The sequence below is a fragment of the Bacillus sp. JFL15 genome (assembly GCF_001184225.1).
Lineage (GTDB): Bacteria > Bacillota > Bacilli > Bacillales > Bacillaceae > Bacillus > Bacillus siamensis.
Genome location: NZ_KQ236689.1, coordinates 3,727,227 through 3,739,345, shown reverse-complemented (window position 1 = coordinate 3,739,345; position 12,119 = coordinate 3,727,227). Strand labels below are relative to the sequence as shown.

Annotated in this window: 12 protein-coding genes and 1 riboswitch; of the genes, 10 read left to right on the top strand and 2 right to left on the bottom strand. The window is 45.2% G+C overall.

Going from position 1 to position 12,119, the window contains the following annotated elements; all coding sequences use genetic code 11:
* Nucleotides 1–42 precede the first annotated feature (42 nt).
* The 4 genes from resD to AD710_RS18275 all read left to right on the top strand — a co-directional run bounded on the left by resD (nt 43) and on the right by AD710_RS18275 (nt 4,357).
* On the top strand, nt 43–765 hold the full coding sequence (gene resD, locus AD710_RS18290; protein ID WP_003153397.1) for a DNA-binding response regulator ResD: 723 nt from the start codon (nt 43–45) through the stop codon (nt 763–765).
* Nucleotides 762–2,543, top strand: coding sequence for an ATP-binding protein (locus tag AD710_RS18285; protein ID WP_049628711.1), 1,782 nt, complete (start codon nt 762–764; stop codon nt 2,541–2,543). Before resD ends, AD710_RS18285 begins: the two co-directional genes overlap by 4 nt.
* 190 nt (nt 2,544–2,733) lie before the next feature.
* The gene (sigX, locus tag AD710_RS18280) at nt 2,734–3,318 is read left to right on the top strand and encodes an RNA polymerase sigma factor SigX (RefSeq protein ID WP_016939131.1); all 585 of its coding nucleotides are present in this window, start codon (nt 2,734–2,736) and stop codon (nt 3,316–3,318) included.
* Complete coding sequence (locus tag AD710_RS18275; protein WP_049628710.1) at nt 3,293–4,357, top strand: hypothetical protein; 1,065 nt, start codon at nt 3,293–3,295, stop codon at nt 4,355–4,357. The genes sigX and AD710_RS18275 overlap by 26 nt, the downstream gene beginning before the upstream one ends.
* A 45-nt stretch (nt 4,358–4,402) precedes the next feature.
* Here AD710_RS18275 and serA read toward each other — a convergent pair whose 3' ends face one another.
* Entirely contained in the window at nt 4,403–5,980 is a 1,578-nt protein-coding gene (gene serA, locus AD710_RS18270; protein ID WP_016939129.1) for a phosphoglycerate dehydrogenase, read from the bottom strand.
* A gap of 205 nt (nt 5,981–6,185) precedes the next feature.
* Nucleotides 6,186–6,320: riboswitch (FMN riboswitch) on the top strand.
* Nucleotides 6,321–6,467: 147 nt separating this feature from the next.
* On the opposite strand from serA, the gene AD710_RS18265 reads away from it, so the two are divergent.
* Nucleotides 6,468–7,040, top strand: coding sequence for a riboflavin transporter FmnP (locus tag AD710_RS18265; RefSeq protein ID WP_015240114.1), 573 nt, complete (start codon nt 6,468–6,470; stop codon nt 7,038–7,040).
* 140 nt (nt 7,041–7,180) lie between these two features.
* On the opposite strand, the gene AD710_RS18260 is transcribed toward AD710_RS18265, so the two are convergent.
* Complete coding sequence (locus AD710_RS18260) at nt 7,181–7,429, bottom strand: ferredoxin (RefSeq protein ID WP_003153403.1); 249 nt, start codon at nt 7,427–7,429, stop codon at nt 7,181–7,183.
* Between the two features lie 270 nt (nt 7,430–7,699).
* On the opposite strand from AD710_RS18260, the gene AD710_RS18255 reads away from it, so the two are divergent.
* The 5 genes from AD710_RS18255 to AD710_RS18235 all read left to right on the top strand — a co-directional run bounded on the left by AD710_RS18255 (nt 7,700) and on the right by AD710_RS18235 (nt 12,119).
* On the top strand, nt 7,700–8,758 hold the full coding sequence (locus AD710_RS18255; RefSeq protein ID WP_049628709.1) for a YpbB family protein: 1,059 nt from the start codon (nt 7,700–7,702) through the stop codon (nt 8,756–8,758).
* Nucleotides 8,751–10,241, top strand: a complete 1,491-nt coding sequence (locus AD710_RS18250; protein WP_016939127.1) for a RecQ family ATP-dependent DNA helicase — start codon at nt 8,751–8,753, stop codon at nt 10,239–10,241. The genes AD710_RS18255 and AD710_RS18250 overlap by 8 nt, the downstream gene beginning before the upstream one ends.
* A gap of 14 nt (nt 10,242–10,255) precedes the next feature.
* Nucleotides 10,256–10,843, top strand: coding sequence for a CPBP family intramembrane glutamic endopeptidase (locus AD710_RS18245; protein ID WP_049628708.1), 588 nt, complete (start codon nt 10,256–10,258; stop codon nt 10,841–10,843).
* Nucleotides 10,821–11,597, top strand: coding sequence for a LysM peptidoglycan-binding domain-containing protein (locus tag AD710_RS18240; protein WP_016939125.1), 777 nt, complete (start codon nt 10,821–10,823; stop codon nt 11,595–11,597). The genes AD710_RS18245 and AD710_RS18240 overlap by 23 nt, the downstream gene beginning before the upstream one ends.
* A gap of 63 nt (nt 11,598–11,660) precedes the next feature.
* The gene (locus tag AD710_RS18235; RefSeq protein ID WP_049628707.1) at nt 11,661–12,119 is read left to right on the top strand and encodes a YpbF family protein; all 459 of its coding nucleotides are present in this window, start codon (nt 11,661–11,663) and stop codon (nt 12,117–12,119) included.

Here is a 12,119-nt window from a genome sequence, read left to right as displayed (position 1 = left end):
TTGTTAAAATGATAGTAACAGAAGGAAAGCAGGGGGAAAACGATGGATCAAACAAATGAAACTAAAATATTAGTAGTAGATGATGAAGCCAGAATTCGACGCCTTTTAAGAATGTACCTTGAACGGGAAAACTATGTGATTGAAGAAGCGGAAAACGGTGATGAGGCCATTAAAATGGGGCTGGCATCAGATTATGATCTGGTGCTTTTGGATTTAATGATGCCGGGAACGGACGGAATAGAAGTATGCCGGCAGCTCAGAGAAAAAAAAGCGACGCCGATTATCATGCTGACGGCAAAAGGGGAAGAAGCCAACCGCGTCCAAGGGTTTGAAGCTGGCACGGACGATTATATCGTGAAGCCTTTCAGCCCGAGAGAAGTGGTGCTCCGGGTAAAGGCGCTCTTAAGAAGAGCTTCCCAAACATCCTATCTGACAGCCAATACGCCGACAAAAAATGTTCTTGTCTTTTCACACCTTTCCATCGATCACGATGCTCACAGAGTGACCGCGGACGGCACAGAGGTGAGCCTGACGCCGAAGGAATATGAACTGCTGTACTTTCTGGCAAAAACACCGGACAAAGTGTATGACAGAGAAAAACTTTTAAAAGAAGTGTGGCAATATGAATTCTTCGGTGATCTCAGAACGGTTGACACTCATGTCAAACGGCTCCGTGAAAAATTAAACAAAGTATCCCCGGGAGCGGCGAAAAAAATTGTCACCGTCTGGGGAGTCGGATACAAATTTGAGGTAGGCGCTGAATGAAGTTTTGGAAAAGCGTAGTAGGAAAGCTTTGGTTTACCATTCTTTCACTCGTATTAATTGTTTTATTTATTTTAACGGTGCTGCTTCTGGAGTTTATAGAAAATTACCACGTAGAAGAAGCGGAAAAAGATTTAACGCAGCTTGCCGATAAAATTGCGGTCATTATAGAAAATCATGAAGACCAGCCGCTTGCCAGATCCATCACGTGGGAGCTGGCCGACAATTTAACGAGCATCGCGATCATTCAGGACGATAATCATGTCTGGTATTCGCCCAATGACGATAATCATTTATCCTCTATTACATTGGAACAGATCAAACACGACCGGGATCTGCACAAGGCGCTGACAGATCGCAAAAAAGTAAGCAAACGCGCGGTGCCCAACAATGCCGGTTCCGATAATGAACGGCTGATCGTCGGAGTGCCGTATGAAAAAGACGGCAAAAAAGGCATGGTCTTTTTATCTCAGTCGCTGCTTGCCGTCAAAGATACGACGAAACATACGACACGCTATATTTTTCTTGCGGCGGGCATCGCCATTGTCTTGACAACGTTTTTCGCCTTCTTCTTGTCCAGCAGGGTGACGTACCCGCTTCGGAAAATGCGGGAAGGCGCCCAGGACTTGGCGAAAGGAAAGTTTGATACAAAGATTCCGATTCTTACTCAAGATGAAATCGGGGAGCTTGCCATCGCCTTTAATCAGATGGGCCGGCAGCTCAATTTTCATATCAACGCGCTGAATCAGGAAAAAGAACAGCTGTCCAATATTTTAAGCAGTATGGCAGACGGAGTTATCACCATTAATATCGACGGCACCATTTTGGTGACTAACCCGCCGGCTGAACGCTTTCTGCAGGCCTGGTATTATGAGCAGAATATGAATATTAAAGAAGGCGATAACCTTCCGCCTGAGGCGAAAGAGCTTTTCCAAAATGCCGTGAGCACAGAAAAAGAGCAAATGATTGAGATGACGCTTCAAGGAAGGTCATGGGTTTTATTAATGTCGCCTCTTTATGCGGAATCACACGTCCGCGGCGCCGTAGCCGTGCTCCGTGATATGACCGAAGAGCGCAGGCTTGATAAGCTGCGTGAAGATTTCATTGCCAATGTCAGTCATGAACTCAGAACCCCGATTTCTATGCTGCAGGGATACAGCGAAGCAATAGTGGACGACATTGCAAGCACCGAAGAGGAGAAAAAAGAAATCGCGCAGATCATTTATGATGAATCCCTTCGCATGGGCCGGCTCGTCAATGATTTGCTGGATTTGGCCAGAATGGAATCCGGACATACAGGCCTGCATTATGAGACGGTGAATCTGCATGAATTTCTGGAGAAGATCTCCCGGAAATTCTCCGGTGTAGCGAAAGAAAAAGAGGTTTCGCTTACAGAAGATATTGCCGTGTCTCAGCCGGAGTGTGTTTTTGACGAAGACAAAATGGAGCAGGTGTTTACCAACCTTATAGATAATGCGCTGCGTCACACAGAGTCAGGCGGAAACGTTCATATCGCGGTTCAGACCGTGAAAGACGGTTTGAAAATCGATATTAAAGATTCCGGCTCGGGAATACCTGAAGAGGACCTGCCTTTTATTTTTGAACGCTTTTATAAAGCGGACAAGGCGAGAACAAGGGGCAGGGCAGGAACCGGACTAGGACTTGCCATCGTAAAAAATATTGTGGAAGCCCACGGCGGCTCAATTGCGGTGCACAGCAGCATTGACAAAGGAACGACATTTACATTTTATATTCCGACAAAAGTGCAGGATGGCGTCTGAAATTGACGAACAATCTTGTTCCATACGAAACACCCGCAGAACATGCGGGTGTTTTTGTTTATTTCTTCTTTAAAAAATTTAAGAATATGTTAATATAAATTCCCTTCCAAATTCCAGTTTCTCGTAATATAGTTGTAATGTAACTTTTCAACGCATTTTTACGACAAAAAAGTGAACGGAGGGGCTTCCCATGGAAGAAACCTTTCAGATATTATATGATTCATACCATCAAGATTTATACCAATTTTTATTTTATATGGTGAAAGATAAGACACAGGCTGAGGATTTGGCGCAGGAAGTGTATATCCGCGTCTTGAATTCTTATCATACTTTTGAAGGAAGAAGCAGTGAAAAAACATGGCTGTTGTCCATCGCGCGCCATGTGGCGATTGACTGGTTCCGCAAGCAGCAGACGATCAGACAGCGTATTATGGGTACGTTTGATTGGGATACACAAGATGTCAGAGATCAGCATTTGCTTCCGGACGAACTCGCCGTACAGCATGAAAATGTCCGGGAAATTTATACCGCGCTTGATCATTGCACTATAGATCAAAGAGCTGTTATTATCCTGAGATTTATTCAGGGATATTCCATTCAGGAAACAGCCGCCGCTCTTGGCTTCTCGGAAAGCAAAGTCAAAACGACCCAACACAGAGGGCTCAAAATACTTCGGAAACAGATGGAGCTTTTGAGGGAGGAGCTAATGGATGATGAAGTCATATTGGAACGAAGAAAGGGTAGAGGAGTTGTTAAGACAACTTCCGGCGGTTAGAGATCATCGTTCACCAGAGGCCATTTACCGGAATGTTGAAACGGGTAGACAGTACAGGAAAAAACCGGCCCGAAGCTGGGTTGGCCCCGCCGCCGCCGGCATCTGCGCATTGTGCATCGCTCTTATTATATCTCCTCACCTGATGACAAAAAACGAATCTGCCGGTGATCTTACAGCTGACAGCGGTCAAGCCGAAAAAGCCAGTCAGTCAGCTGTTGTTAAGCCGGATCAGAAAACGTTTGTCGTTTCTAACGAAAACAAAAACAATTACATTACTTTGGCGTTTGCCGATTCAGATACATCGGCCGTCATTCCGGTCAGTTTTGAAAAAAAGAAGCCTGACGAATCGGTTTCAGAGGCATTCTCTGATGCAGAAAACTTAGAAGTGCCCGAATCTTTCCTCTCTGTTCCTCAGCTTTTGGACGGTGTGCAAGTAACCGCGGTTAAGAAAGATTTGCTTGTGCAGGTAAACGGGCGGTTTTCAATCGAATCAGCTGCCGAAGCTGATTTATTGAAAAAGATGCTGAAAGAGACTTTGACCTGGAGTCCTTACGACCGAATAAAATTGACAAAGATTCAAAACGGAGACGGTCAGGATTTTTTAAAAGCTTCCGGCCTTTCGGCTGAGATGTCCGTATATAAGCAGGCCAACCGGGCGTATTTTTCTTACCGCGACAGTCTGGGACAAGAGTATCTCATCCCGTCTGCACAAACCTATCATTCAGTTTATCAGGCCATTGACGGGATGAAAAGAACAGACGGAGACTCACAGACCGCGAGCGTTATAGAAGCAGATGCGATTGCATCGGTATCGGAAAGGGAATACGGCGAGCAGCTGCGGATCCAATTGTCCGAAAAACATAAAATTGAAGATTCGTTGGAAGGCATTTTAATGATTGAAGGGCTTCTGTTAACTGCGAAGGAATTCGGTTATTCTGAGGTGCTGTTCACACATGCGCATACAAAGAAAATCGGCAATTATGATGTGACAAAACCGATCTCTGTGCCTGCCGCGCCTAATCCGCTTCCAAACCATTAAATGTAAAAAACCCAAAACATATGAATGTTTTGGGTTTTTTGTTTGTTACGGAAGGTCAATCAATTTAACTGAGACAATATCCTGAATGGAAGTCAGCTCATCGACGACTTTGTCATCTAAATGTTTATCAAAAGAAAGCATCATAATGGCTTCTCCGCCTTTTTCTTTACGGCCTACCTGCATGGTAGCGATATTGATATCGTTATCGCCGAGGATGCGTCCGACGCGTCCGATTACACCGGTCGTATCCTGATGCTGGATATAAACGAGGTGGCCGGCAGGATTTAAGTCAATATTAAAGCCGTTCAGTTCAACGATTCGTTCACCGAAGTGAGGGATATACGTAGCTGTTAACGTAAAGGTGCTCCGGTCTCCGGTCACTTTTACGCTGATGCAGTTATCATATCCTGTTTCATTGGAGGAAATCTTTTCGCTGAAGCTGATTCCGCGTTCTTTTGCTACACCGCCGGCGTTCACTTCATTGACAGTTGAGTCTACACGCGGTTTTAAGAAGCCGGACAGCAGGCTTTTTGTAATAAATGATGTTTCAAGTTTTGCGATGGTGCCTTCATATTGAATGGCAACATCCTTGACGGGTTCCTTCATACATTGTGACACGAGACTTCCGATTTTATCAGCAATTTGGTGATAAGGCTGAATTTTTTTGAATTCATCCTTCGTCATCGCAGGCAGATTGATCGCCGACATGACAGGCAGACCTTTAGCAAACTGCAGCACTTCTTCAGAAACCTGCGCCGCGACATTCAGCTGTGCTTCTTTCGTTGATGCGCCTAAGTGAGGTGTGGCGATCACTAACGGATGATCTGGGAGTTTTGACTCAACAGGAGGTTCCACTTCAAACACATCAAGCGCAGCGCCTGCGACATGCCCGCTTTCCAGCGCTTCCAAAAGCGCAGCTTCATCAATAATTCCGCCTCTTGCACAGTTGACCAGGCGGACGCCTTTTTTTGTTTTGGCAATGGTTTCTCTGTTAAGCAGACCTTTTGTTTCCTTTGTTAAAGGCGTGTGAACGGTAATGATATCCGCGCTTTCAAGCACTTCTTCGAATGTCCGGCTGTTCACGCCGATTTTGCCGGCTCTCTCCTCGGTTAAGAACGGATCGAATACATGGACAGTCATACCGAATGCTCTGGCGCGCTGGGCGATTTCGCTTCCGATCCGGCCCAGACCGATAATACCTAAAGTCTTTCCGTAAAGTTCCGCTCCGACAAAAGCCGTCCGGTTCCATTCCCTTGATTTGACTGAAATATTAGCTTGGGGAATGTGTCTCATTAATGAAGAAATCATCGCGAATGTATGCTCTGCCGTTGAAATGGTGTTTCCGTTCGGCGCATTTATCACGATAACTCCATGTTTTGTGGCCTCATCAATGTCGATGTTGTCTACGCCGACACCGGCTCTGCCGACGATTTTTAAAGAAGTCATCTTTTTAAACAATTCTTCGGTTACTTTTGTGGCACTGCGGACTAACAGGGCATCAAAGGTATGTAATTCATCTTCTGCATCCGCGACGTTTTTTTGAACAATTTCTATAAAGTCTGATTCCATCAGCGGCTTTAAGCCGTCATTGCTCATCTTATCTGAGACCAAAACTCGAAACATTGTTAGATTTCCTCCTAGTTTAGCTGACTAAATATCTGATAATTTATCATATTCTTAATTGAGTGTCAATGTGTATTGACGCAGTAAAGGAGAAAAGGAGGCCGATAATTCAGTTAAAATGGGCTTTATCAATATTTTATATAAAATTGAGCAGTTCTCTATACAATTACAATTTGATCATATATAATGTGAATAAATTCATAAGATCAATCTTCGGGGCAGGGTGAAATTCCCTACCGGCGGTGATGAGCGTCATGCTCTAAGCCCGCGAGCTGCTTCGGCGGCAGGATCCGGTGAGATTCCGGAGCCGACAGTATAGTCTGGATGGGAGAAGATGGAGGTTCAGCAGACGTTTTGATGCTTATATCTAACGTTTCTTTGCCAAGCCTTAGTAAGCTCCCGCTTTTTATTAAAAGCGGTTTTTTTATTGAGGTGCAAAAGAACCTTTCCTCTTTTCGAGAGATTTGATCGAAAAGGAGAGAGCATTGTGAAAGTAAAAAAATTAGTTGTCATCAGTATGCTTAGCAGCATTGCGTTTGTGCTTATGCTGTTAAATTTCCCGTTTCCGGGTCTGCCGGATTACTTGAAAATTGATTTCAGTGACGTTCCTGCAATTATTGCCATTTTGGTTTACGGGCCTGCGGCGGGGATTGCGGTTGAAGCGATTAAAAATATTCTGCAGTATATCATTCAAGGAAGCATGGCCGGCGTGCCTGTAGGGCAGGCAGCCAATTTTATCGCGGGGACGCTGTTTATTCTGCCGACGGCGTTTATGTTTAAAAAGCTCAAATCTGCTAAAGGACTTGCAGTGAGCCTGCTGGCCGGAACCGCAGCAATGACCGTGCTGATGAGTATTTTGAACTATATTCTCATCCTGCCCGCGTATACTTGGTTTTTACATTCACCGGCATTGTCAAACAGCCAATTAAAAACGGCGGTTGTGGCAGGAATTCTGCCGTTTAACATTGTAAAAGGCGTTATCATCACCATCGTCTTTACGTTCATCTTTACGAAGCTTAAACCTTGGATTGAACAAAAACGCAGCATTCAGACACAATAGCCGCTCCAAAGCGCCCGCTCTGTAAAACACAGGCCGGGCGCTTTTTTGATTGTTTGATCACGCAAAAAAATAAGACTCCGGCCGATAACAGCCGGAGTCTTATTCAAGAACTAAAAGCTCCTCTCACGGGGAGGGCTTTTTTATTCGTATTTCAGCGGGTCGCCTTCAAACGGCTCATCCGCAACTTTGATTGAATCAGTAGGGCATCCTTCAAATGCGTCAATCATATCTTCTTCCAGCACTTCCGGAACTTCGACGACACCTTTATTTTCGTCAAGTGTAACGAATGCAATGCCTTCATCATCATAATCATAAATGTCTGGTGCCGCAGCTCCGCAGGCGCCGCATGCAATACACGTATCTTTATCTACGATTGTGTACTTTGCCATGAAAAAAAACCTCCCAGATTGTTCGTGTTGGAACAAATGGTTTACCTTATATATTTTTTAAATATAACACCTATTCCTCTTACTTATTGTAATGATGTTAGTGTCAAATTTCAACAGAAAAATGATTGAGAATGCTTATCACATAAGGGATTCTCTTTAGCACTTCCCCCCAAAAGATGACTTTAAACGTCAAATTTATATGAAAATCTGTTAAAATAAAAAGAACCAAAAAACGAAACTTGTCACAGAAGAAATGTAGGTGTGTTTAGATTGGCGATAAACTACTTTGATACCGTGGTTCTCGACTGTCTGGACAAAATAGACGGCGAACGGACTCCGAGTGCTGTGTTTCATTTATTAAAAGGAAAAAAGTCGTCTCAAACCATTCAGGATGCCGGCTTGTTTCAGATTGCTAAATATTTCGGCATGGCTTCTCAGTGTGAACGCGGCGACATTGCGGATTCTATGCATAAACTCGCCGGGGACTCATACATTACAGCCGGAAAAGAAGAGGGAACGTGTAAAGTGACTGCACGCGGCGTTCAAAAGCTCGAACGGGCATTTGCCGAGCGGCCTTGGCCGAAGCATTGTCACGGCGCGAATTATCAAACGCCGGCCGTTACCTTGTGGAAGCGGCTTTCCCTGCTCATTCAAGTCCTGTCAAACAAAGAGCGCCAATGCAGTCAATATATCCCGGTTACAAACGATGTGCAGGCGCTGAGATGGGTCAAACGGTTCTTGCGCAAAAACAGAGACGCCAAAGAGCTCTCCGTTCAAATGCATGACGCGCTGTTTCAGCTTCTGCAAGGCGTAAGTGAACGGCAGGCCCTTATTTTTGTCTATTCTTTAACATCTTTCGACAGAATCGGCAAAACGAATAAGCAGCTCGCTTCTCAGCTGAACGAAGACGAATGGTATGTGTCCGTCCAGTTTTGGGGAGCGGTACATTATGTTATTCAATCCCTTCCGCAATGTGCACATCCGGCTCTAGGCGAGCTGTTGTCCGATTTGCGGGCGGAAAGCGCGCTGACACAGTCTGCCAGAAAAACCTTGGAGCTTTTGGAAAAAGGGTTTCCGATTGAAAGAATCGCCGCGGTCAGAAATTTAAAAACCGCCACCATCGAAGATCATATTGTAGAAATATCACTGCATCAGCCTGCATTTTTTATAGAACAGTACATTTCTGAAGAGGACCAGCGTATGATAACGGCATTTGCAAAACAGCATCAAACGAATAAAATTAAACGGATTCGCGAAGGAATGCAGATGCGCTTCAGCTATTTTCAGATCAGGCTGGCGCTGGCAAAGACGGTGAAACAGCATGACTGAGCTCCATAAAGCTTTATACCGGCACTTTGGTTTGCATTCGTTTAAAAAAGGGCAGGAAGAGATTATGACTAGCGTGCTCCAGAAAAAGGATACGATCGCCATGCTTCCGACCGGCGGGGGAAAATCATTATGCTATCAGCTTCCGGGTTACATAATGGACGGGCTCGTGCTGATTATTTCGCCGCTCCTTTCATTAATGGAAGATCAGGTGCAGCAGCTGAAAGCGAAAGGAGAAAAACGGGTTGCGGCATTAAACAGCATGCTGAATGCTGACGAGCGGCATTTTATTCTCAGCAACATCAGCAGGTACAAATTTCTTTATATGTCCCCTGAAGCCCTCTCGTCACCTTATGTGCTGAACCGTTTGAAAAACGTCCCGGTCAGTTTGTTTGTCATTGATGAGGCTCATTGCATATCAGAATGGGGACATGATTTCAGGCCTGATTATTCAAAGCTCGGCCCCTTCAGGCAAGCACTCGGCAAGCCGCCTGTATTGGCGCTGACCGCAACAGCGACAAAAGAAACGCTCAGTGATGTGACGGACGTGCTCGGACTTGAGCATGCAGTGCGCCATCTATATTCTGTCAACCGGCCGAATATTCTTTTGACGGTTGAACACTTGGCTGATAATGCCGAAAAAATAAGCAGGATCACGGATCTCGTCAAAAAGCTTGAAGGCCCGGGCATCGTGTATTGTCCGACCAGAAAGTGGGCGGAAGAGCTTGCGGCTGAGCTGAACGAAAAAACGGGAAAGCGGACGGATTATTATCATGGAGGGATGGACACAGGCGACAGGATCTTAATCCAGCAGCAATTTATCCATAACCAGCTTGATTGCATTTGCTGCACCAATGCGTTCGGCATGGGTGTGGACAAGTCTGATATCCGCTTTGTCATTCACTTTTATCCTCCACAAACGGCTGAGGCCTTTATGCAGGAAATCGGCAGAGCGGGACGCGACGGCAGCCCGAGTGTCAGTATTTTGCTGAGAGCGCCTGGCGATACAGAGCTTCAGCAGCAGATTATTCAGACAGAAAGCTTGTCTGATTATGATCTGGAAGGCATTCTGGCCATCATCCGGGACGCCGGTACGAGCGATGAGCGAAAGCTTCGGGACGTTCTTATAAGTAAGGGCGTTCAGGAAACGCAGGCGCGAACGGCCATCCACCTGTATCTGCAGGGAAAAACCACAAAAGAGCAGCTGCAGGAAGAACTGACATACCGCGTGGAAAAGAAGCTGCATAAAATGAACCGCTTTTCGGCGTTATTGGAGCGGAAAGAATGTATAAGAAAAGCGCTGTTGGCATACTTTGATGAATCGTATGAGCCTGAAGATCAAACAGGACAATGCTGCAGCAGCTGCGGAGTTGATCTGGCCCCATACGAGCAAAAAGGAGAACAGAAAAACATGGAGCGGTTTGAAGATTGGAAGATGGAATTAGGCCGGATTTTCGGTTTAGAGTCTGCGGGTGAGTTGAGCTGAGACGGCAAAGCGAATTGATCCATCAGCTCTCAGACCGTGAGATTGTCATACAGCTTTATGTTACCCAATTGCTCATATTGGCGGCTTCAGCGGTTATTGGCTTTTTCTTTTTCACCGATATTCACGATTTTTTAAAGCTTTGGCATATACGTGACGATAAAATCATATGGTACGGTGTAACTCTTGCCGTCCTTGTCATTTTTGCCGATCTGGCGGTGATGAAATGGTGTCCTTCGCATTTATATGATGACGGCGGTATTAATACACTGCTTTTTAAGAACAGGCCGGTTTTGCACATTTTGTTTTTGACGCTTCTCATTTCGTTCAGCGAAGAGATTTTATTCAGAGGCGTCCTGCAGACACATATCGGTTTATGGGCCGCCAGCTTGATTTTCACCGTGCTTCATTTCAGATACTTGGCGAAGTGGCTTCTGTTTATTATGGTTGCGGGCATCAGTCTTTTGCTGGGGCTTATTTATGAATGGACCGGCAATTTATTCGTTCCGGTTACAGCGCATTTTATTATTGATGCGGTATTTGCCTGTCAAATCCGTTTTCAATATGTGAGGAGGGGTTTGCATGACGGAAATGTCAAGAGTTGAAAGAAGAAAAGCTCAGCTGCGTGCCGAGCAGCAGGTTGCCGCGGCCGCGGATGAACAAATTGAATATCTTGAAGACAGCCTCCCGACAAGACAGTCTGTAAAAGAGGAGCGTAAAAAAAAGGAAGAGCAGGTGAAGGAAAAAACCAAAACAAAAACACCGCTGTTCACCTTCCTGACCGTTCTGTTTATTATTGTGACAATCGGTGTCTTTTTCGGTCTTCTGTATATGACGAACAGCAGCAGATTTGACCCGAAGGATTATGAAGATGTCTTCATAGATCACAGTGAAAGCGCGCCTGCCGTTACTCCGAAAGCGGACGTTCAGAAAGAAACATCCGAAACCGCTCTTTTAAAAGAGCCGGAAAAAAAGTCTGAGGCCAAAGAAAAAAAAGAAACGGCCGCATCTGAAAAAACGAAAGAAAAACCGATTGAAAAAACACCGAAAAAAACGGAAACGGCTTCAGAAAAACAGGTGGTGAAGCCGACAGAAACCGAATATGCGGAGGCCAAACAGCAGTCTCCGCCGGCTGTCCGTGAAAAAGCGGTTCCGGCTGCCGGCAGTGATCAAGCCGGAACCGTCCGGCAAAAAGTGCGGACCGTCCAGCATACTGTACAGCCGAAAGAAACGCTTTACCGCATTTCAATGAAATATTATAAAAGCCGGGCGGGCGAAGAAAAAATCCGCAGCTACAACGGGTTAAACGGAAACGACGTGTATACCGGCCAGGTTCTGAACATTCCGCTGTCCGAATAAATACATATTTTCACCGCGGCTTTCATATAGTGTACCAATGAAAACGGACAAGGTGTGAAGCGCATGGATTCTTTATGGAAGCAATTAGACCGATTTGCTGACGGACCGACAAAACAAATGCTTCAGGCACTGGTTAAAAGGAAATTAAAATACGAAAATTATGCCGCGCAATGCCGAAGATGGCAGTGGGCGTCCCTCGTTTGCTTTTCCCTGATGTGCGTACTGCTGGTGTTTAAAAGCTTTAATGCCCCTCAAGCTTCTCCGCAGCTGATTCTGCAGGAAATATTAGGCCATACGGTTTATTTGTGCTGGATTATGGCTTCCGCTTTTGCGTATTGCACTTCTTATTATTTTAAAAAAAAGGAAGAAAAAGCTGAGGGTGAATTTCATAAACTGAGATGTGAAATTATCCAAAAAAGCACGGATTTATGGCCTCAGCCGGAAAAATGGCGGGCGAGAGAATCCGTTTTTCACTTAATGAAACATCGGTATGATATCAATCTTTATTTTGAAAGCAAATAA